The organism is Pantoea sp. X-Soil-ISGK-421, from assembly GCF_059730785.1.
In genome coordinates this window covers 2,935,309-2,955,479 of sequence record NZ_AP035979.1, presented here as the reverse complement: position 1 = coordinate 2,955,479, position 20,171 = coordinate 2,935,309, and the positions used below count along the sequence as shown (strand labels likewise).

The following is a 20,171-nucleotide window of genomic DNA, read 5'->3' as shown; positions in this document are numbered from 1 at the left end:
TTGATGACGCCCGATTACGACATTGCCCTGAGCGTTAATCAGCTGTCGCTGTGGTATGGCGAACGCCAGGCGCTAAATAACATCGATCTGCAGATCCCGAAAAACCGCATCACGGCGTTGATTGGTCCCTCCGGCTGCGGAAAATCGACGCTGTTGCGCTGCTTTAATCGCATGAATGATGTGATTGATCGCTGCCGTATTGAGGGCGAGATTCTGCTTGATAATTACGCGGTGATGCAGGCCAATCAGGATCTTCCCGCACTGCGCCGCCGTATTGGCATGGTATTTCAGCGACCGAATCCGTTCCCCAAATCGATTTACGAAAACGTGGTGTATGGCCTGCGCTTGCAGGGCGTGCGCGATCGTCGTGTGCTGAATGAAGCCTGTGAGCGCGCGCTGCGTGCCGCGGCATTGTGGGGGGAAGTGAAAGACCAGCTGGGACAAAACGCGTTAACGCTCTCCAACGGCCAGCAGCAGCGTTTGGTGATTGCGCGCGCCATTGCGATTGAGCCGGAAGTGTTGCTGCTGGACGAACCCACCTCGGCACTGGATCCGATTTCAACGCTGGTGATTGAGGAGTTGATGACCACGCTGAAGCAGCATTTCACGCTGGTGCTGGTGACGCACAATATGCAGCAGGCAGCCCGCGTGTCGGATTACACCGCGTTTATGCATAACGGGCAACTGGTGGAGTTTGACGAAACCGACCGCATCTTCACCTCGCCAAAAGCGCGACGCACCGAAGATTACATTACGGGAAGGTTTGGTTAAAAAAGTCTGCGATTCGTAGCGGCGCAATTTATTGCGCAATGTCTGGATCGGCACGATGGTGCCATCGAAATGCGCGATAAATCGCGCCGCTACGGAATATGCATATCATTCAGTCGTGGGCGTAACCCTGCGGCGGCAACGGCTGACCATCCAACCACGCTTTACCCTCACGCATCTGCAAACGCCCATCAACAAACCAGCTGATCACCAGCGGATAGATCGCGTGTTCCTGATGCTGCACGCGCGCGCTGATCTCGTCTTCGCTGTCGCCCGCAAACACTGGCACGCGCGCCTGCAAAATAATCGGACCGCCATCCAGCTCGTCAGTGACAAAATGCACCGAGGTGCCATGCTCCTCGTCGCCGTTTTCCAGCGCCTGACGATGCGTATGCAGGCCCGGGTATTTTGGCAGAAGCGAAGGATGGATGTTCACCAAACGATCGTGATAGTGCGCGACAAAAGCGCTGCTGAGGATGCGCATATAACCGGCGAGCACCACCATATCCGGTGCATAAGCATCAATCTCCTGCATCAGCTGGCGATCAAAGGCTTCACGGTCGGCAAAATCACTGGCGGCTAACGCATGCTGCGGGACATTGGCTTCCTGCGCACGCGTTAAACCAAAGGCACTGGCTTTATTACTGAAAACGGCAGCGACGCTGCCGTTAATACGCCCGCTTGCGCAGGCGTCGAGGATGGACTGAAGATTGCTTCCGTTGCCGGAGATCAGTACAACCAGTTTCTTCATGGATTGATAACCACACGCTCTTCAGAATCAGAAGCTTTAATCACACCGATTTTCCACGCTTTTTCGCCAGCGTCAGTCATCAGCTGCACCGCTTTATCCGCCTCTGCCGGGCTCAGCGCAATCACCATGCCCACGCCACAGTTAAAGGTGCGGTACATTTCGTGACGGCTGACGTTGCCAGCCTGCTGCAACCAGCTGAACACAGAAGGCCACTGCCAGCTGCTCTCTTCCAACACTGCCTGGGTGTTGTCTGGCAACACGCGCGGGATGTTTTCCCAGAAGCCGCCACCGGTCAGATGCGAAATCGCATGCACATCAACCTGCTCGATCAGGCTGAGAATGTTTTTCACATAGATACGGGTTGGCGCCAGCAGGTGATCGGCCAGTGATTTGCCATCCAGCTGTTTGGTCTCTGGATCGGTCTGGCTGACTTCCAGAATCTTGCGCACCAGCGAGTAACCGTTCGAGTGTGGACCACTGGAACCCAGCGCGATCAGCACGTCGCCGTCCTGCACTTTCGAACCGTCAATGATTTCTGATTTTTCCACCACGCCGACGCAGAAACCGGCGACGTCGTAATCTTCGCCGTGGTACATGCCTGGCATTTCAGCGGTCTCGCCGCCTACCAGCGCACAACCCGACTGCAAGCAACCTTCGGCGATGCCGGTGATGACCGATGAAGCGGTATCCACGTCCAGCTTGCCGGTCGCGTAATAATCGAGGAAGAACAGTGGCTCTGCACCTTGCACGATCAGGTCGTTGACACACATCGCGACCAGGTCAATACCGATGCTGTCGTGGCGTTTGAGATCCATTGCCAGACGCAGCTTGGTGCCGACGCCATCGGTTCCGGAGACCAGCACCGGCTCGCGGTACTTCTGCGGCAGCGCACAAAGCGCGCCGAATCCGCCCAATCCACCCATCACTTCCGGGCGGCGAGTTTTTTTCACTACGCCTTTAATACGGTCAACCAGATCGTTACCAGCATCAATATCAACACCGGCGTCTTTGTAGCTGAGAGAGGTTTTGTCGGTCACTGCGGAATCCCCACGCGAATTGCGGTTGGTGGCAAAAATTAAGCGCGGCAATTCTAACAGCGCAGGCAAACGTTTGCGAGTCCCATCTCATGCTGCCTTTGCACAGCGCTGAATTTTCGCCAATCCTTATTCCAGCGCGTAATGAATCGGCCCATTGACCAATGACATATGGCGCGGTGGTGAAAAGGCGGTATAATCCGGCGATTTTTTTTTAGCTCAACTCAATTCCGGGAGAACAATCATGAAGATCGTGGAAGTCAAACACCCGCTGGTCAAACATAAACTGGGCCTGATGCGTGAGCATGATATCAGCACCAAGCGTTTCCGCGAGCTGGCCTCGGAAGTGGGCAGCTTGCTGACCTATGAAGCCACCGCCGATCTGGAAACCGAGCGCGTGACGATCGAAGGCTGGAACGGCCCCGTTGAAATCGATCAGATCAAAGGTAAAAAAATCACCGTCGTGCCGATTCTGCGTGCGGGCCTCGGCATGATGGAAGGCGTGCTTGAGCATGTGCCGAGCGCACGTATCAGCGTGGTTGGCGTCTATCGTGATGAAGAGACGCTGGAGCCGGTACCGTATTTCCAGAAGCTGGTCTCGAACATTGAAGAGCGTCTGGCTTTGGTGGTCGATCCGATGCTGGCCACCGGTGGTTCAATGATTGCCACTATCGATCTGCTGAAGAAAGCCGGTTGCACCAGTATTAAAGTGTTAGTGCTGGTGGCGGCACCCGAAGGCATTGCGGCGCTGGAGAAAGCGCATCCGGATGTGGAGCTGTATACCGCGTCTATCGATCAGGGATTGAACGAAAAGGGATACATCATTCCCGGACTCGGCGATGCCGGGGACAAAATTTTCGGAACCAAATAAAGCAACCAGCCGGCCAGAGAGTCGGCTTTTTTTTGTCTAAAAACACAACAATGTCATCCTCGAGTTATTCGCGCTAGGGCAATGCGGCAATCGCGTTCATCCCGATGAGCTTACTTCAGTAAGTGATTCGGGTGGACGGGAGCAGCCAACGCAGCCATAGCGCGAAGAACGAAGAGGATAGGGGATAATAATGACTCGTCGCGCTATTGGCGTTAACGAACGCCCGCCACTGCTGCAAACCATTCCACTCAGCCTGCAGCACCTGTTCGCCATGTTCGGCGCTACCGTGCTGGTGCCGATTCTGTTCCACATCAACCCGGCCACGGTGTTGCTGTTCAATGGCGTCGGCACGCTGCTTTATCTGTTCATCTGTAAAGGCAAAATCCCGGCTTACCTCGGATCGAGCTTTGCCTTTATTTCGCCGGTGCTGCTGCTGTTGCCGCTGGGTTACGAAGTGGCGCTGGGCGGCTTTATCCTCTGCGGTTTTCTGTTCTGCGTGGTGGCGTTGATCGTGAAGAAAGCCGGTACCGGCTGGCTTGACGTGATGTTCCCTCCGGCGGCGATGGGCGCGATTGTCGCGGTTATCGGCCTTGAACTGGCGGGCGTGGCGGCGAACATGGCCGGTTTGCTGCCCGCTGAAGGCACATCGCCAGACAGCAAAACCGTGATCATCTCGATGGTGACGCTGGCGGTGACGGTATTTGGATCGGTGCTGTTTCGGGGCTTCCTCGCCATCATCCCGATTTTAGTCGGCGTGTTAGTCGGCTATGCGCTCTCTTATGCGATGGGTATTGTGGACTGGACAGCGGTAGAGAATGCGCCGTGGTTCGCACTGCCAACTTTCTATACGCCGCGTTTTGAGTGGGTGGCGATGCTGACCATTCTGCCAGCTGCGCTGGTGGTCATTGCCGAGCACGTCGGACATTTAGTGGTGACCGCCAACATCGTGAAGAAAGATCTGATCCGCGATCCGGGCCTGCACCGCTCAATGTTCGCCAACGGTTTATCCACCATGATCTCCGGCTTCTTCGGCTCCACGCCAAATACCACCTATGGCGAGAACATCGGCGTGATGGCGATAACTCGCGTGTATAGCACCTGGGTGATTGGCGGCGCGGCGATCTTTGCCATCCTGCTTTCATGCGTCGGCAAGCTGGCGGCGGCGATTCAGGCCGTTCCTGTACCGGTGATGGGCGGCGTATCGCTGCTGCTATATGGCGTGATTGGCGCGTCGGGTATTCGCGTATTGATCGAATCTAAAGTGGATTACAACAAAGCGCAGAACCTGATCCTGACCTCGGTGATCCTGATCATCGGCGTGAGCGGTGCCAAAGTGCACATTGGCGCAGCAGAGTTGAAAGGCATGGCGCTGGCGACCATTGTTGGCGTTGGCTTGGCTCTGATCTTCCGTTTAATCAGCGTATTACGTCCAGAAGAAGTGGTGCTGGACGCGGAAGAGAAGCGCGAAAGTTAAAGCGGCAAGCCGGGCAGGGAAGCCCGGTTCATCTCCGGCAAAGATCGTGATAAACTTGCGCGGTTTTCTGCCCGCTCATCCGTTGAGGTACTTCTGAACACGCCGGCACAGCTCTCATTGCCACTCTATTTACCCGATGATGAAACCTTCGCCAGTTTCTGGCCGGGGGAAAACACGTCTCTGCTGGCGGCGCTGCAAGGCGCACTCTCTCAGCAACACGGTAGCTATCTCTATTTCTGGTCGCGCGAAGGCGGTGGCCGCAGTCATCTGCTGCACGCAGCCTGTGCGGAACTCTCGGCGCGCGGCGAAGCGGTGGGCTATGTGCCGCTGGATAAACGCACCTGGTTTGTGCCGGAGGTGCTGGAAGGAATGGAGAATCTGGCGCTGGTGTGCATCGACAATATCGAATGCATCGCGGGTGATCCAGAGTGGGAAATGGCGATATTTGATCTCTACAATCGCATTCTGGAAATCGGTAAAACGCGGTTGCTGATTACCGGCGATCGACCGCCGCGCCAACTGAATCTCGGCTTACCGGATCTGGCTTCACGCCTCGATTGGGGGCAAATCTACCGTTTACAGCCGCTGTCTGATGACGACAAATTACAGGCAATGCAGCTGCGTGCCGGATTACGGGGCTTTGAGCTGCCGGAAGATGTCGGGCGCTTCCTGCTGAAACGCCTCGACCGTGAGATGCGCACGCTGTTTGATACGCTGGATCGCCTCGATCGTGCCTCCATTAGCGCCCAGCGCAAACTCACCATTCCGTTTGTTAAGGAAGCGCTTGATCTTTAACTCATTGTAACGAATGGATTTAAGCTGAATTAACCGCGCCACATGCCGTAGCGACGCAATTCATTGCGCGATAAATCGCGCCGCTACGGAACGTGCGATGATTTATTCACTGCTTAAGCGATCGGCATCAAGCCATGAATGGCGACCCTACGTGCGCGGTTTTCGTAGGGTGCGCATTTATGCGCACCTGGACATTATCCCTTCTGATACACCTTGAAGCGTTTCTGTAGTTCACGGAACTGATCGATGCGTGCGTCATAGCGCGCCTGTTTTAGGCTGCCGAGCGGTACTTGTGCGCTGGCGCTGCTCAAGGTGGAAATCGCCTGATCGAGCTGCCCGTTGAGTGCCAAACCTTCAGCGCGCGCCGACAGTTCTTCATCGCGTAAACCCTGCGCCGCAGAGGCTTGCGCCAGCAGATCAAAGGCGTTGACATCGTCCGGATGGGCAAAGGTATAGCGATTGAGGATGCGGCTGGCGTTGGCTGGCTGCTTCGCTTCGACATAGGCGTTAGCCAGGTTCAACTGCAGAACTGGATTGGTGCTGCTGCCTTTAGCGCTGCTTAGCATGGCGATCGCCTGCTGCGGCTGATTCAGCCCGATGTCGATGTCGGTCATGATATCAAGGAACCAGACGTTATCCGGCTGCTTCGCCAGCAGCGGGGCGATCACACGTTTGGCGCTATCAAAGCTTTTCGCCTGCAGGAACTGCACCGCTTTGCCGTATTGTGCCGCCTGCTGTTCACGCACGTTGCCTTTGGCATATTCATTCAACAGATCATCGGTCAGCTGATTGCGGCCAGTGGAATACATGCCGAGCGAACGCACCTTGGCCATGTAAAAATCCTGCGACGACTGCACCACCACCGGACGCATCTGGTTAGCGCGGTTGCGCGCATCGGCGAGGCGGCTATCGGGTAACGGGTGCGTCAGCAAAATCTCCGGAGGCTTGGAGGAGAAGCGGCTCTGGTCCGCCAGCTTCTGCAGGAAAGTCGGCATGGCTTGTGGATCGAATCCGGCGCGTTGCAGCACCTGAATGCCAATGCGATCGGCTTCCTGTTCGTTGCCTTGGGTAAAGCTGATAATGCCTTGCTGCGCGCCCGCCAGCGTACCGGTCAGCGCTGCCATCCCCGCTTGCGGACTGGCCATCGCGAGCAGAATCGAACCCAACGCGCCCACCCACGTCAGTGGCGCATTGCGTCTCTGCTCTTCCATGGCGCGCGCCAGATGACGCTGGGTCACATGCGAAATTTCGTGTGCCATTACCGATGCCAGCTGGCTTTCATTATCGGTATAGCGGAACAGCGACGAATGCAGCACCACGTTGCCGCCGAAGAAGGCGAAGGCATTGAGTTCATCGTTCTGAATCAGAAAGAAGTGAAAGGGCGTGCGGACGGAATTAGCGTGAGCCACCAAACGCTGGCCAAGTTCGTTAATATATTGATTTAACAGCGGATCGTTAATCAGAGGCGCACTGGCGCGCAGTTGGCGTACGTAGAAGTCGCCCATCTGCAGTTCCTGATTAATCGACAGCGTGGAACCTGCTGTGGTGCCCATATCGGGCAGCGTATCACTGACGTCGGCACGCGCACTGGGCGCTGACGTCAGCAGCAGCGTAGGAATAAGGGCCGCCAGTACTGATTTTTTCAACCGGTTAAACATGCCTTGATCCTGTAAAAGTCACCCGAATTTGGACAGGTACGTTGTTCAAATGTTCTGCGTCTATTTTCTGTGTGCAGCGCGTTCTATCTTAACCACACCGCGGCGACAAGCAAATGATGAAGCTTAAGGGTTTTTAAATGAAAAAAGGTTACAGCATGGCGAAATTGCCGCAAAAAATTGAATATGAGAGAGCGAGTTAACCAGAGTTGTCCGCGCACAAAAGTTAAAGTTACGTAAAGTTGCTCAAAATTATTGAATTTGGCATGAAATTTTCCAGGTTTACTCTGAAAAGTAGTGGTAAATCAGTGGGTTTGGCCCGCTTTATCCATCAAGAATTTTAATCGTGAAGCCAACATGAAAAGCAGTTTATACAGTTATTATTGGCTATGTTTTAAACGCACGTAAACTTACTCCTGATGGATTGTGATAACCCTTTCACGGCCAGCCATTTCTTAACTCTCCCCAATGCGACAATCGAAAAGCTTTTTCAATTAGCCGAGCTAATTATTTTTCCCGCAACCATTGAGCCGGACAGCCCATCACTACAGGACTTTTGCCCTGCTCACGCTGTGGTATAGATAAAGCACTTTTTTCAAACGGACTGTGAATTGACGCGCAGTGTAAGCCGGAGAGTTTTTATGCGTTCTGTAGTTTCATACGCCCTGATCGCGATTGTCGGTGGCTTTGTTGGCGCCACCGTGAGCAAAGGTGATGATTTGTATCAGCGTGTTGTCAGCCATTTCTCGTCTGAACCCAGCGATCCCGACGGCTTCTGGAGCACACCTGCCGTCGAAGGCTACGGCAAAATCCATTATGAAGCTGATGCGGCATTCAAGCCGGTGGTCGGTTTAAGTAACAAAATCGTGTTTCAAATCACCCGCAGCGAAGGAGATATGAAGCGTCCAAACCTCGGACTGGAACGCGTAGCGCGCGTGGTGAATCTCTACATCGCCTCGGGCGTACCGGCCGATGATCTGCATTTTGTGGTGTCGGTCACCGGTGATGCCACACCTGCGATGCTGGATAACGCGCATTTCCAACAATTCTATAAGGCCGACAACCCTAATCTGGCGCTGATTGGCGCGCTGAATAAGTTGGGCGTGAAAGTTTCGGTGTGCGATCAGTCGGTCGCGTTCCATCACTTCCCGAAAGCGTGGATCGACCAATCAGTGATTCATGCACTCTCCAGCCCGACCACCGTGTCGACGTTGGAAAATCAGGGTTATGCACTCTTACAGATGTAAATTTCAGGCACAGGAGAAGTGAAATGCGTCCAGCATCCTATATCGTTATTGCGGCCCTGGCAGGATTTGTCGGCGGCAATGTATTACAGCTCCCCGATTTGGTCGACAAGGTCAGCGACAAGTTTGCCGATAAGAAAAGCGAGCCTGCCGACTTCTGGAGCACGCCAGCTATCGCCGGTTACGGCAAGATCCACTTTGTAAATGTGCCGGACTACAATCCGGCCACCACGCCCGGACTGAGCAATAAAATCGTCTTCCAGATTAACCGCAATGAAGGGGATGTCCGCCAGCCGAACCTCGGGCTGGAACGCGTGGCGCGCGTGACTAACCTCTATTACGCGGCAGGCGTACCGCTCGATCAGCTAAAGTTTGTGGTCTCGATCAACAGCGATGCGGTCCCGGCAGCGCTGAATAACGATCAGTTCCGCAAAACGTATGGCACCGATAACCCAAATCTCAAGCTGATTGATGAGCTGAGAAAAGCCGGCGTGAAGGTGACCATCTGCGATCAGTCGGTGGCTTTCCATCAGCTGGAGCGTGACTGGATTGATACGCGCGTTACCCACACGCTGTCGAGCGGCACCACCGTGGCGTCGCTGCAAAACGAAGGATATGCCTTCCTGATGTTGTAATGTCTGCCTGACAGCAGTTCGCGCTGCTGTCATCTGTTCGTCATGTTTTCGCGATGTTGCTGTCACAGTTCGCCACTACTTTAAGCGCCGATGAGATCGATCTCATTGGCACTTTAAGAGGCGAACATGTCCGATTTAATCAGCGTAGCCAAACTGGCTGGCGTTTCTCGCGCCACCGCCGCACGCGCATTCTCCGATCCGCATCTGCTGCGTGCTGACACCCTGCAAAAAGTGTTGAACGCCTCTGAGCAACTCGGCTTTCGCCCTAATCACATTGCCCGCCAGCTGCGCACCCAGAGATCTACCACCTTCGGTGTGCTGCTGCCGTCGCTGCTTAATCCGATTTTCGCCCGCCAATTACACGCGATGGAGCGCCAGGCGCGCGCGGCAGATTACGGCCTGTTGGTGGCGACCAGCGATTATCAGCCAGAGCGTGAAGCGGCGATTGTGGAACATATGTTGAATCAGCGCGTTGCCGGTTTGGTTCTCACCGTCGCCGACGCCGATAACAGCGCCATCCTGCGTACGCTGCATCAGGCCAGTATGCCGTTTGTGTTGACGCACAACGTGCCGCAGGCGACCGATTGGCCAGCGATTTGCGTCGACAACCGCCTGGCGATGCAGCAAGCCACTGAACATCTGCTGCAACTCGGCCATCGCCACATCGGCATGGTGGCCGGTCCGATGCTGCAATCCGACCGCGCGCGTCTGCGCTATCAGGGCTATTGCGATGCCATGCATCAGGCCGGGTTGCGCGCGCTGCCGGTACTCGAAATGCCCAGCCATACACAATCTAATTTTGCGCTGTTGCAGCCACAGCTGCGTGGTGAAACGCCGCTGAGCGCGGTGGTTTGCACCAACGATCTGCTCGCCATCAGCCTGATCGGTGCCGCGGCACGCGCGGGGGTGCGCATCCCGCAGCAGCTGTCGGTGATGGGTTTTGATGGCATCGATATCGGCGAGCAAATTGCGCCGTCGCTGGCGAGCGTGACCCAACCAGCCGACCTGCTCGGCGCCGGGGCGATCGACATGCTGTTACAACAAGCCAGCCGCGGTACCCGCGTGCTGCCACATCGATTAAGGCTTGGTGCAAGTATCGCTGCGCCATCAACCGCTTTTTCTTCCATTGCCAACATCAGGGAACCATCATGAAAAAAGTAACAATGATTGCCGGGGTGCTCGCACTGACCGCCGGTTCGCTGCTCAGCCCGCTGGTGCAGGCTACCGATACGGCGATTTGCTACAACTGTCCGCCCGAGTGGGCGGACTGGGGAACCCAGCTTAGCGCCATTGCCAAAGACACCGGGATTCAGGTGCCGCAGGACAACAAAAACTCCGGCCAGGCGCTGGCGCAGCTGGTGGCGGAAAAGGGCAATCCGGTGGCAGATGTGGTTTATTACGGCGTCAGTTTTGGCATCCAGGCGGACAGCGCCGGCGTCATCAACAGTTATAAACCGGCACATTGGGACGACATCCCCGCTGGAATGAAAGATCCTGATGGCAAATGGGTGGCGCTGCACTCCGGCACCATGGGATTTATGGTTAACGTGGACGCACTTGGTGGGGCGCCGGTACCGCAATCCTGGGATGATCTGCTGAAACCCGAATACAAGGGCATGATCGGCTATCTCGATCCCGCCAGCGCTTTTGTCGGTTACGTTGCGGCCGTAGCGGTAAACCAGGCAAAGGGCGGCAACATGAAAGACTTCACGCCCGCACTGACCTGGTTCAAAAAATTGCAGGCTAACCAGCCGATCGTACCGAAGCAGACCGCCTACGCGCGTTTGATTTCCGGTGAGATTCCGATCCTGCTCGACTACGACTTCAACGCCTATCGCGCCAAATATAAAGATCACGCCAACGTCGCCTTTGTGATCCCGAAAGAGGGCACGGTTACGGTGCCGTACGTTATCAGCCTGGTGAAGAACGCGCCGCACGCTGCCAACGGTAAGAAAGTGATCGACTACGTGTTGTCGGATAAAGGTCAGGCGATTTGGGCTAATGCCTTCCTACGTCCGGTACGCACCTCAGCGATGTCAGCGCAGGCCAGGACATTTTTCCTGCCAGATAGCGATTATGCGCGCGCGCAAACGGTGAACTATCAGCAGATGGCCGATGCGCAGAAAGCCTTCTCGGCGCAATACCTGAGTGAGATGCGTTAATGTCGATGGCTGACACCCTGGCGGCTTCGCGCCGCCAGATACGGACGCAACCGGGCAGCCGCTGGCTGTGGTTGGTGCTGCCCACGCTGCTGTTCTTCTGCGCTTTCTGGCTACTGCCGTTTGCCCGCCTGTTGCAAATCGGTATGCAGGACGATCGTAGCACCCAGCACAGTGGTTACTGGACGGTGATCACTCAGCCGCACTATCTGCTGAGCCTGCTAAACACCGTGCTACTGTCGCTGGCGGTGACGCTGGTAACGTTACTGATTGCCGCTATCGTTGGCTGCTTTCTGGCGCGTCAGCGTTTTGCCGGGCGCGGCACCTTGCTGGCGTTGCTGACTTTCCCGCTGGCGTTTCCCGGCGTGGTGGTGGGCTTTCTGGTGGTAATGCTGGCCGGACGTCAGGGATTGCTGGCGCAAATCAGCATGAGCCTGTTGCATGAGCGCTGGACGCTGGCCTATTCGCTGGTGGGCCTGTTTATCGGCTACCTCTATTTTTCGCTGCCGCGCGCCATCATCACGCTGGTGGCGGCCAGTGAAAAACTCGATCGCTCGCTGGAAGAAGCGGCGCGTTCGCTGGGTGCCAGCCAGTGGCGCATCACCTGGGATGTGATTGTGCCGGGCCTGCAACCGGCGCTGCTCTCCACTGGCGCGCTCTGCTTCGCCACCAGCATGGGCGCTTTTGGCACCGCCTTTACGCTCGGCACTGATTTGGCGGTGCTGCCGCTGACCATCTATGGCGAATTCACTAACTACGCCAACTTTGCCACCGCCGCCGCGCTGTCAGTGGTGATGGGCGGATTCGCCTGGCTGGGACTGATGCTGGCGCGCCGTCTGGCGCAGTCAAAGGAGGCGCAATGAATCGTCGCGGACTGTTTAGCCTGCAGCTGCTGATTACCACCATCACCGCGCTGTTTATGATCGTGCCGGTGGTGTTGTCGATGCTGGCGGGCGTCACCAATAACTACTTTATCGGCCTGCGCAGCGGTTTCACGCTGAAGTGGGTGGCGCAAGTGTGGCAGATGTACGCCGATACCTTCTGGCTGTCGCTAGTGATTGCGCTGTATTGCCTATTGATTACCTTAATCATTGGCGTGCCCGCCGCGTGGGGGTTGCTGAAAGCGCCGGGACGTTGGGCGGCTCGCATTGAAGAGTGTCTGATGCTGCCGGTGGCGCTGCCCGGTTTGGCAACGGCGCTCGGCATCATTCTGCTCTACGGCCAGTTTTCCGGCCTGCGTGATAGCTGGGTGTTCATCCTGATTGGTCACGTGCTGTTTACCTTGCCGTTTATGATGCGGCCGGTACTGGCGGTGATGCAGGCGGTGGATATGCCGCGTCTGGAAGAAGCGTCTGCCAGCCTCGGTGCCAGCCAGTGGCAGCGCTTCTTTACCGTGGTGGTACCCAACTGCCGCAATGGCATTCTCGCCGGCGCTTTTATGGTGATCACGCTGTCGGTCGGTGAATTTAACATCACCTGGATGCTGCACACGCCGCTAACCAAAACCCTGCCGGTTGGCCTGGCCGACAGCTACGCCTCAATGCGGCTGGAAGTGGGTTCCGCCTACACACTGATTTTTATTCTAATGATTCTGCCGCTGTTGCTGATGCTCAATGCCGTAAATCACTGGCTTAACCGCGCGGTCTCGCGCCAACACAAGGAGGCAGCATGAATTCTGCGGCCGTTACCGTGACGCTGCGTGGTTGCGCACGTCACTTTCATCATCATCAGGCGCTGCAACCGCTCGATCTTACGGTCCATCCCGGCGAAACGCTGGTGCTGCTAGGACCATCCGGCTGCGGCAAAACCACCACGCTGCGCATTATAAGTGGGCTAGAGAGCTGTGATGTCGGTGGCGAAGTGTGGTTTGACGATCGCAACGTTACCGCGTTGCCGATTGAAAAACGCAACGTTGGCATGGTGTTCCAGAATTATGCGCTGTTCCCCAATCTGAATGTGGCTGAGAACGTGGCATATGGTCTGAAAGTGCAAGGTGTGGCGCGGGCCGAACGGGAAGCACGCGTGCAGGAGATGCTGGCGTTGGTGGACCTCACCGCGCTAGCACAGCGCAGCATCGACAAACTTTCCGGCGGGCAGAAGCAGCGCGTGGCGTTAGCGCGGGCGTTAGCCGCACGACCCAAAGTGCTGCTGTTTGATGAGCCGCTGGCAGCATTGGATGCGCGCCTGCGCGATCGTCTGCGACTGGAAATCGGCACATTACTGAAGAAGCTGGCGATCACGGCGGTCTACGTGACGCACGATCAGCAGGAAGCGATGGCGCTCGGCGATCGCATTGCGGTGATGGAGCAGGGCCGTTTGGTGCAAATCGATACACCGCAAAATATCTACCAGTATCCGGCCTCAAAATTTGTTGCCGATTTTGTTGGCGCGATCAACTGCGTGGATGTGGATGTGCACGGCAATCCGCAGCGTTTCTGCCGCCCGGAAGATGTGCTGCTGGCCAGCGACGATCGTTACACGCGACGGGGCTTTATTGTCGCCAGCACCTTCCTGGGCGCGTCGCAGCGGTTGATGATCGATATCGGGCTGGCGATGCCGATTCAGGTGGATCGCCACGCGCGTGAAACCTGGCATGCCGGACAAGCGGTGAGCTGGACGCTGGCGCAGGATGCCCGTTTAATGGGTTTGGTCGCCATAAATGGCGCCCCTACAAATGCATGCAGCCTCGTCGTAGGGTCGCCATAAATGGTGCCCCTACAAATGCATGCAGTCTCGTCGTAGGGTCGCCATTAATGGCGACCGAAGCGCATAACTTTCCAGAGGAAAAGATTCGTGTCTGAAGCCATGACGCTGATCGCGCAAATCAGCGATCTACACATTAAGGCGAATGGTCGCCTGTCATACAAAAAAGTCGACACGCAAGCCGCGCTGCTGCGGGTGATTGAGACGCTGAACCGGCTGGTACCGCGACCCGACATTGTGGTGATTACCGGCGACCTGGTCGATTTCGGTACGGCTGAAGAGTATCAAACGTTAAAGCAGGTGCTGCGTCAGCTGCAATTGCCGTTTCTGCTGATGCCGGGCAACCACGATGATCGCCAGGCGCTGCGTGCGGCGTTCCTGGATCATCACTATCTGCAATACGGTGAAACCCTGAACTGGCAGATGCAACTGAAAGGTGTGCAACTGCTGGCGCTCGATTCCAGCGTGCCGCAGCAGCCTTGGGGTTATGTGGATGACGCGCAGTTGCAATGGCTTGATGAGCAGTTGCAGCGCCATCCGCAGTTGCCAACGCTGGTGATGTTGCATCATCCGCCGTTTCTCTGTGGCATCGAACATATGGATAACCAGCCGCTGCGCAATCCGGCGGCGCTGGCGGCGATTATCCAGCGCCATCCGCAGGTGGAACGTGTGCTGAGCGGCCATCTACATCGCTCAGTGCAGGCGCGGTTTGCCGGTACGCTGGCGTGCGTGGCACCGGGCGTATCGCATCAGGTGGCGTTTAATCTTGCGGATAAAGCGCCCGCTAATTTTGTGCTGGAGCCGCCCGGTTTCCTGCTGCATCGCTGGCATGCGCAGCAGGGCATGAGCACGCATTTGTGTGCCATTGGCGATTATCCCGGTCCGTGGCCGTTTTATGATGCCAACGGTTTGATCGATTAGCGCCAGCGTAGAGAAAGAATTATGGGTGGCTGGCAGGATGCGTCGTGCTCAATTTGAGTTGTAGGTGTACAATCGCCCGTTCCCTCACCAGGGCAAGTGCATCCAACAATAACAAGACTGTCAGGCACACAAATTTATGAATCTACTCACCAGAGCAGGTGCTCCATGCTGATGCGCCTGCGGCCAAAAACTGACCTGCGTACGCTGATCGCACTACTGGCGATCACCAGCATCGTCATCACACTCGCCAATACGCTGTACGCCACCTGGCGCGTGCAACGCATGGTCCTGATTGAAAGCACGCTTGAAGCGAATCGCGCTTACGCGACCAAACTGGCGGCCACCACTGAGGTCTTCTTTCAGTTGGCTCAGTCGCAGCTGCACTACAGTGCGACCCAGTTAGGCAATGATTTTGAGAACGAAGATTTGGCGCAGCAAGAAGTGAACAGGCTGCGCGAACAAACCAACAGTTTTAACTCGGTCGCGGTGGTAGACAGTAACGGTATCGTGAAAGCGATTTCGCCAGAGTCACTCATGCTGAAAGGCATGCAGCTGACCAGCCAGTCATCGCGTGAAGCGCTGGCAAAGCGTCAGCCGATGGTCAGCAAGCCCAGCATCTCCGCCGCCAACAACCTGATTGTGTTTGTCTCCTGGCCAATCTGGAGTAAAGAAGGGCGCTACCTCGGCTATGTCGGCGGCACCATTTATCTGAAGAAGAAAAGCATCCTGAACGCGCTGCTCGGCGAGCAGTTCTACCGTGATGGCACCCAGGTTTACGTGATGGATAGTAATAATCAGGTGCTGTATCACCAGAACAACCAACTGATTGGCAAGAGCGTGCCAGGCATCGTTAGCGATCGTCAGCGCGAGGAGCACACCAACGGTGAAGTGCAGTTGAGCGAAGAGGGGAAAACCAAGCTGGCCGGTTATGCCATCGTGCCGACCACCGGCTGGATGGTGGTGGCGTTGAAATCAACGGATGTCACGCTGGCACCGCTCTCGGGATTGTTATTGAAAGTGCTGAAAAACTCGGTGCCGTTTGCGCTGCTGACCTTGCTGGTGGCAGTGATTCTGGCACGTCTGATTGCGCTGCCGCTTTGGCAGCTGGCGCGTAAAGCCAGCCAGATGGATTCGCAAGGCGTGTCGAGTGAGATTGGCGGCATTCGTGCGTGGTATTTCGAAGCGGCGCAGGTCAAACGCGCGTTGCTTACCGGTATTGGTTTAGTGCAGGACAAAATTGGCCGCCTGAAATCGGAAGTGCAGAGCGATCCCATGACCAATCTGCTCAACCGCCGTGGCCTAAGTGCCGTGCTCGACTACTTCGCCACCATGCGCCAGCCGTTTTCAGTTCTGGCGCTGGATATCGATCACTTCAAACGGGTCAACGATACCTTCGGCCATGACGTTGGTGATGAGGTGATTAAACATGTGGCGCGAACCTTACGCAGCAGCGCACGTCAAACCGATGTGGTGTGTCGTAACGGCGGGGAAGAGTTCCTGATGCTGTTGCCTGCGACGTCGGTGGAAGATGCGCGCATTCTGGCCGAGCGCGTGCGCATCAGCATTGCGGAAAACTGGATTGATCAGGTCGGCACTGTCACGCTGTCGGTGGGTATTGCCGACTGGCAGCCGGAAAGTGGTTCGCAGGAGCAAAGCCTTAAGCAAGCCGATGCCGCGCTGTATCAGGCGAAAAATGCCGGACGCAACTGTGTGATGATCTCCGGTCAGGATGCGTTGGTGAGTAGTATCACGCATTAACCCTTCAAATCATGCACGTTGCGTCGCCACACATTGCGCCGCGACGCAACGTGCGCTTTTCTGTTTTAGTTTCAAGGATGTTTTCATGCTCGTTCTGCTTTATCAATGGTACAAACGCCGCTTCAGCGATCCGCAGGCCATCGGGCTGCTGGTAATTCTGCTGGCGGCGTTTTGCATTCTGTTCTTCCTCAGCGGTTTGCTGGCACCGCTGCTGGTGGCGCTGGTGCTGGCCTATCTCCTTGAGTGGCCAACGGTGCGTCTGCAGCGCGTGGGCTGTAGCCGAACCTGGGCAACCAGTGCGGTGTTGGTGGTGTTTGCGGGTATCTTGCTGGTGATGGTGCTGATTGTCGCTCCAGTAGCATGGCAGCAGGGCATCAACCTGACGCGCGACTTACCCAACATGCTGAATAAGCTCTATGTGTTTGCCGCTGGCTTGCCGAAGCGTTATCCGGCGCTGGTCGATGCCGGCATCATCGATATTATTGTCGAGAACCTGCGCAGCCGTCTGACGGGCTTGGGCGAATCGTTGGTGAAGTATTCACTGGCGTCGCTGGTGGGGCTTATGACGCTGATGATCTATCTGGTGCTGGTACCGCTGATGGTGTTCTTCCTGCTGAAAGATAAAGAGCAGATGCTGAATGCGGTGCGCCGCGTGCTACCGCGCAATCGCGGTTTAGCGGGCGTGGTGTGGCAAGAGATGAATCAACAGATCACCAACTACATTCGCGGCAAAGTGCTGGAGATGGTAGCGGTGGGATTGGTTACCTGGCTGGCGTTCCTGCTGCTGGGCCTAAACTACTCGCTGCTGCTGGCGGTGCTGGTCGGTATTTCCGTCTTAATTCCCTATATCGGCGCAATGGTGGTAACCCTCCCAGTGATCGGCGTTGGCCTGTTCCAGTGGGGATTGGGCAGTGATTTCTGGACGATGATCGCCATTTATCTGGTGATTCAGGCGCTGGATGGCAACGTGCTGGTGCCGATTCTGTTCTCAGAAGCGGTCAACCTGCATCCGCTGGTGATCATTCTGTCGGTGGTGATTTTCGGCGGGATGTGGGGATTCTGGGGCGTATTCTTTGCGATTCCGCTGGCAACGCTGGTGAAAGCCGTGGTGCATGCGTGGCCGGAAACTCCGGCGCTCGATGAGCCGGGGATAGAGTAAAAGAAAACGGGTGCGACTTGCGCACCCGTTCACATTAGGCTGATTCCAGATAATTCAGCACGATATCGTGGTGGTTGGCGGTTTTGAAATCGTCGAACACTTTCTCCACCTTACCGTTGCCATCGATCAGGAAGCTGATGCGGTGAATGCCGTCGTAGGTTTTACCCATAAAGGTTTTCTCACCCCACACGCCAAACTGCTCACACACCTGATGATCTTCATCGGAAAGTAGCGTGAAGTTCAGCATCTCTTTATCGGCAAAGCGCGACAGTTTCTCCGCTTTGTCGGTACTGATGCCCAATACAGTGACACCCTGTTTTTTCAACTCTTCCATGTTGTCGCGTAGACCGCAGGCCTGCACGGTGCAACCCGGCGTCATGGCTTTTGGATAGAAATAGACCAGAACGCGCTGTCCCTGGAAGTCGGCCAAATTTACTTGTTCGCCGTCCTGATCGGGCAAGCTAAATTTCGGTGCGGCATCACCGGCTTTCAGTGGATTCATCACAACTCTCCATTTTTTTTACATGCTGTGGGTAATACACCATCAGGAGCAAAAGTGCCAGGGGGTGTTTACCGTCAGGGTTATTTCACCACACGGTTTGCCGCAGCGGCAGAGTGTGTGGCGAAATAACCCGGAGCCTGATTAAACGGTGCTGTCAGCATCGTCGGTGACACTATAAAGACGAATTGAACCTTGTGCATGCAGTTCTTCGCACAGCTGATTGAAAGCCTGCTCGATGGGCGCACTGAACTGATTGGCTGGGCTGTGCGCCGTCATTTGAATATAGAGCGTGGGTGCCACACCGTCCTGCGCTGGTTTAATCCGCGACACCAGTTCGGCGATATTCATCTGATGTTTGTCGAACAAATCGGTAAAGCGTTCAATGATGTGTGGTGAATCGGGGACTTCAATTTGCACCCAAACGGTAGCCGGCATCGGCGGTGTGGCGCGCGCATTGGTGCGCTTCATCACAATCAGCAATTCCAGTTCGGCCCCTTTCATCGGCAGCGTCGATTCAATCAGGGTTATCGCGTTCCAGCTGCCGGAAAGCAGCATGATAAAGGTGAACTCATCTCCCAGCATGGCCAAACGGCTGTCCTCGATATTACAGCCGCAGCTGCTGACATGGCGGGTGATGGTATTGACGATACCCGGACGATCAACGCCCAGTGCGGTGATCACCAGATGGTGAGGCTGTGACTGCGACAAAATGGCATTTCCTGTACGTTCGCTAATAACTATAAGGTAAACATAAAAAAAACTGCTGACAAGCGCGGGAATGGCGTGGCTCGCTTGCTTTTCTTTCAATGTAAAACGTAACATGAGGCACTTGTTTGTCGAGGGGATAGCCCATGTTCACCGGAAGTATTGTTGCGCTCATTACGCCAATGAATGAAAAAGGTAATGTCTGCCGCGAAAGTCTAAAAAAACTGATTGATTATCATGTTGCCAGCGGCACCGCGGCGATTGTTTCTGTTGGCACTACCGGCGAATCTGCCACGCTCAGCCATGACGAGCACGGTGATGTGGTTATGCAAACGCTGGAACTGGCGGATGGCCGCATTCCGGTTATTGCAGGCACTGGCGCAAATGCCACGGCGGAAGGCATCTCTCTGACCAAACGCTTTACCGGCAGCGGTGTGGTGGGGTGTTTGACGGTCACGCCTTACTACAACCGTCCGACTCAGGAAGGTTTGTTCCAGCACTTTAAAGCCATAGCAGAAAGTACCGATCTGCCGCAGATGCTGTATAACGTTCCTTCGCGTACCGGTTGTGACATGCTGCCGGAAACCGTGGCGCGTCTGGCCGAAATTAAAAATATTATCGGAATCAAAGAAGCTACCGGGAACTTATCGCGTATCTCACAGATCCAAGAGCTGGTTAATGATGAGTTCATCATCGTCAGCGGCGATGACGCTACGGCGCTGGACTCGATGCAACTGGGCGGCAAAGGCGTAATTTCGGTCACGGCCAACATTGCAGCGCGTGAAATGGTTGAACTCTGTGCCTTGGCGCAACAGGGCAAATTCGCCGAAGCGCGTCGCCTGAATCAGCGTCTGATGCACCTGCACCAGACGCTTTTCTGTGAACCCAATCCAATCCCGGTGAAATGGGCAGCAAAACAGCTAGGATTAATCGCGGATGACACGCTGCGCTTGCCAATGACGCCACTGACCGAAGCCGGTCAGGCGAAAACGGCGCAAGCGCTGATTAAAGCGGGTCTGCGATAATTTAGGGAGAAT

Annotated in this window: 20 protein-coding genes; 15 read left to right on the top strand and 5 right to left on the bottom strand. The window is 55.7% G+C overall.

All coding sequences use genetic code 11. The annotated features are described in order from the left end of the window. Nucleotides 1-3 precede the first annotated feature (3 nt). Nucleotides 4-771 (top strand): phosphate ABC transporter ATP-binding protein PstB, encoded by a 768-nt coding sequence (pstB, locus tag AC6I8K_RS13760; RefSeq protein ID WP_064739532.1) that lies wholly within the window; start codon nt 4-6, stop codon nt 769-771. A 109-nt stretch (nt 772-880) separates the two neighbouring features. On the opposite strand, the gene purN is transcribed toward pstB, so the two are convergent. Next, a complete protein-coding gene (gene purN / locus AC6I8K_RS13755; protein WP_497826906.1) occupies nt 881-1,519 on the bottom strand; it encodes a phosphoribosylglycinamide formyltransferase in 639 nt (212 codons plus the stop codon). Beyond that, the gene (gene purM / locus AC6I8K_RS13750; protein WP_497826905.1) at nt 1,516-2,556 is read right to left on the bottom strand and encodes a phosphoribosylformylglycinamidine cyclo-ligase; all 1,041 of its coding nucleotides are present in this window, start codon (nt 2,554-2,556) and stop codon (nt 1,516-1,518) included. The genes purN and purM overlap by 4 nt, the downstream gene beginning before the upstream one ends. Nucleotides 2,557-2,797: 241 nt before the next feature. On the opposite strand from purM, the gene upp reads away from it, so the two are divergent. The 3 genes from upp to hda all read left to right on the top strand — a co-directional run bounded on the left by upp (nt 2,798) and on the right by hda (nt 5,693). Then, nucleotides 2,798-3,424, top strand: coding sequence for a uracil phosphoribosyltransferase (gene upp / locus AC6I8K_RS13745; RefSeq protein ID WP_008108331.1), 627 nt, complete (start codon nt 2,798-2,800; stop codon nt 3,422-3,424). Between the two features lie 190 nt (nt 3,425-3,614). Then, nucleotides 3,615-4,898 (top strand): uracil permease, encoded by a 1,284-nt coding sequence (gene uraA / locus AC6I8K_RS13740; protein ID WP_483815954.1) that lies wholly within the window; start codon nt 3,615-3,617, stop codon nt 4,896-4,898. Nucleotides 4,899-4,991: 93 nt separating this feature from the next. Beyond that, nucleotides 4,992-5,693, top strand: a complete 702-nt coding sequence (hda, locus tag AC6I8K_RS13735; protein WP_483817913.1) for a DnaA inactivator Hda — start codon at nt 4,992-4,994, stop codon at nt 5,691-5,693. Nucleotides 5,694-5,887: 194 nt separating this feature from the next. On the opposite strand, the gene bepA is transcribed toward hda, so the two are convergent. Next, nucleotides 5,888-7,351: a beta-barrel assembly-enhancing protease gene (gene bepA, locus AC6I8K_RS13730; RefSeq protein ID WP_483815953.1), complete on the bottom strand. Its 1,464-nt coding sequence runs from the start codon at nt 7,349-7,351 to the stop codon at nt 5,888-5,890. A 638-nt stretch (nt 7,352-7,989) separates the two neighbouring features. Between bepA and AC6I8K_RS13725 the strand changes: the two genes are divergently transcribed. From AC6I8K_RS13725 to AC6I8K_RS13680, 10 genes are all read left to right on the top strand, one after another. After that, complete coding sequence (locus tag AC6I8K_RS13725) at nt 7,990-8,595, top strand: DsrE family protein (RefSeq protein WP_064739528.1); 606 nt, start codon at nt 7,990-7,992, stop codon at nt 8,593-8,595. Between the two features lie 23 nt (nt 8,596-8,618). Then, nucleotides 8,619-9,227 carry a DsrE family protein gene (locus tag AC6I8K_RS13720; protein ID WP_064739527.1) on the top strand — a complete coding sequence of 203 codons (609 nt, stop codon included), beginning with the start codon at nt 8,619-8,621 and terminating at the stop codon, nt 9,225-9,227. A 126-nt stretch (nt 9,228-9,353) separates the two neighbouring features. Then, nucleotides 9,354-10,379 (top strand): LacI family DNA-binding transcriptional regulator, encoded by a 1,026-nt coding sequence (locus AC6I8K_RS13715; RefSeq protein ID WP_497826904.1) that lies wholly within the window; start codon nt 9,354-9,356, stop codon nt 10,377-10,379. After that, complete coding sequence (locus tag AC6I8K_RS13710; protein WP_497826903.1) at nt 10,376-11,389, top strand: ABC transporter substrate-binding protein; 1,014 nt, start codon at nt 10,376-10,378, stop codon at nt 11,387-11,389. Before AC6I8K_RS13715 ends, AC6I8K_RS13710 begins: the two co-directional genes overlap by 4 nt. Beyond that, nucleotides 11,389-12,249 (top strand): ABC transporter permease, encoded by an 861-nt coding sequence (locus AC6I8K_RS13705; protein ID WP_497826902.1) that lies wholly within the window; start codon nt 11,389-11,391, stop codon nt 12,247-12,249. The genes AC6I8K_RS13710 and AC6I8K_RS13705 overlap by 1 nt, the downstream gene beginning before the upstream one ends. Beyond that, nucleotides 12,246-13,058 carry an ABC transporter permease gene (locus tag AC6I8K_RS13700; RefSeq protein WP_497826901.1) on the top strand — a complete coding sequence of 271 codons (813 nt, stop codon included), beginning with the start codon at nt 12,246-12,248 and terminating at the stop codon, nt 13,056-13,058. The genes AC6I8K_RS13705 and AC6I8K_RS13700 overlap by 4 nt, the downstream gene beginning before the upstream one ends. After that, a complete protein-coding gene (locus tag AC6I8K_RS13695; protein WP_497826900.1) occupies nt 13,055-14,092 on the top strand; it encodes an ABC transporter ATP-binding protein in 1,038 nt (345 codons plus the stop codon). Before AC6I8K_RS13700 ends, AC6I8K_RS13695 begins: the two co-directional genes overlap by 4 nt. Before the next feature lie 99 nt (nt 14,093-14,191). Then, a complete protein-coding gene (locus tag AC6I8K_RS13690; RefSeq protein ID WP_497827251.1) occupies nt 14,192-15,010 on the top strand; it encodes a phosphodiesterase in 819 nt (272 codons plus the stop codon). 165 nt (nt 15,011-15,175) lie between these two features. Then, nucleotides 15,176-16,768 carry a sensor domain-containing diguanylate cyclase gene (locus AC6I8K_RS13685; RefSeq protein WP_497826899.1) on the top strand — a complete coding sequence of 531 codons (1,593 nt, stop codon included), beginning with the start codon at nt 15,176-15,178 and terminating at the stop codon, nt 16,766-16,768. A gap of 85 nt (nt 16,769-16,853) precedes the next feature. Beyond that, on the top strand, nt 16,854-17,927 hold the full coding sequence (locus tag AC6I8K_RS13680) for an AI-2E family transporter (protein WP_064739519.1): 1,074 nt from the start codon (nt 16,854-16,856) through the stop codon (nt 17,925-17,927). A gap of 34 nt (nt 17,928-17,961) precedes the next feature. On the opposite strand, the gene bcp is transcribed toward AC6I8K_RS13680, so the two are convergent. After that, nucleotides 17,962-18,429: a thioredoxin-dependent thiol peroxidase gene (gene bcp / locus AC6I8K_RS13675; RefSeq protein ID WP_064739518.1), complete on the bottom strand. Its 468-nt coding sequence runs from the start codon at nt 18,427-18,429 to the stop codon at nt 17,962-17,964. A 141-nt stretch (nt 18,430-18,570) separates the two neighbouring features. After that, a complete protein-coding gene (locus tag AC6I8K_RS13670) occupies nt 18,571-19,137 on the bottom strand; it encodes a glycine cleavage system transcriptional repressor (RefSeq protein WP_064739517.1) in 567 nt (188 codons plus the stop codon). Between the two features lie 143 nt (nt 19,138-19,280). On the opposite strand from AC6I8K_RS13670, the gene dapA reads away from it, so the two are divergent. After that, the gene (gene dapA / locus AC6I8K_RS13665) at nt 19,281-20,159 is read left to right on the top strand and encodes a 4-hydroxy-tetrahydrodipicolinate synthase (protein ID WP_007884824.1); all 879 of its coding nucleotides are present in this window, start codon (nt 19,281-19,283) and stop codon (nt 20,157-20,159) included. Nucleotides 20,160-20,171: the final 12 nt, after the last annotated feature.

Bases quoted from the DNA above. Each gene is read 5' to 3' on its own strand.
- AC6I8K_RS13680 (WP_064739519.1), top strand. From the start codon at position 16,854: ATGCTCGTTCTGCTTTATCAATGGTACAAACGCCGCTTCAGCGATCCG.
- pstB (WP_064739532.1), top strand. From the start codon at position 4: ATGACGCCCGATTACGACATTGCCCTGAGCGTTAATCAGCTGTCGCTG.
- upp (WP_008108331.1), top strand. From the start codon at position 2,798: ATGAAGATCGTGGAAGTCAAACACCCGCTGGTCAAACATAAACTGGGC.
- purN (WP_497826906.1), bottom strand. From the start codon at position 1,519: ATGAAGAAACTGGTTGTACTGATCTCCGGCAACGGAAGCAATCTTCAG.
- uraA (WP_483815954.1), top strand. From the start codon at position 3,615: ATGACTCGTCGCGCTATTGGCGTTAACGAACGCCCGCCACTGCTGCAA.
- AC6I8K_RS13705 (WP_497826902.1), top strand. From the start codon at position 11,389: ATGTCGATGGCTGACACCCTGGCGGCTTCGCGCCGCCAGATACGGACG.
- dapA (WP_007884824.1), top strand. From the start codon at position 19,281: ATGTTCACCGGAAGTATTGTTGCGCTCATTACGCCAATGAATGAAAAA.
- AC6I8K_RS13685 (WP_497826899.1), top strand. From the start codon at position 15,176: ATGCTGATGCGCCTGCGGCCAAAAACTGACCTGCGTACGCTGATCGCA.
- AC6I8K_RS13725 (WP_064739528.1), top strand. From the start codon at position 7,990: ATGCGTTCTGTAGTTTCATACGCCCTGATCGCGATTGTCGGTGGCTTT.
- AC6I8K_RS13715 (WP_497826904.1), top strand. From the start codon at position 9,354: ATGTCCGATTTAATCAGCGTAGCCAAACTGGCTGGCGTTTCTCGCGCC.
- AC6I8K_RS13690 (WP_497827251.1), top strand. From the start codon at position 14,192: ATGACGCTGATCGCGCAAATCAGCGATCTACACATTAAGGCGAATGGT.
- bcp (WP_064739518.1), bottom strand. From the start codon at position 18,429: ATGAATCCACTGAAAGCCGGTGATGCCGCACCGAAATTTAGCTTGCCC.
- bepA (WP_483815953.1), bottom strand. From the start codon at position 7,351: ATGTTTAACCGGTTGAAAAAATCAGTACTGGCGGCCCTTATTCCTACG.
- AC6I8K_RS13695 (WP_497826900.1), top strand. From the start codon at position 13,055: ATGAATTCTGCGGCCGTTACCGTGACGCTGCGTGGTTGCGCACGTCAC.
- AC6I8K_RS13700 (WP_497826901.1), top strand. From the start codon at position 12,246: ATGAATCGTCGCGGACTGTTTAGCCTGCAGCTGCTGATTACCACCATC.
- AC6I8K_RS13720 (WP_064739527.1), top strand. From the start codon at position 8,619: ATGCGTCCAGCATCCTATATCGTTATTGCGGCCCTGGCAGGATTTGTC.
- AC6I8K_RS13710 (WP_497826903.1), top strand. From the start codon at position 10,376: ATGAAAAAAGTAACAATGATTGCCGGGGTGCTCGCACTGACCGCCGGT.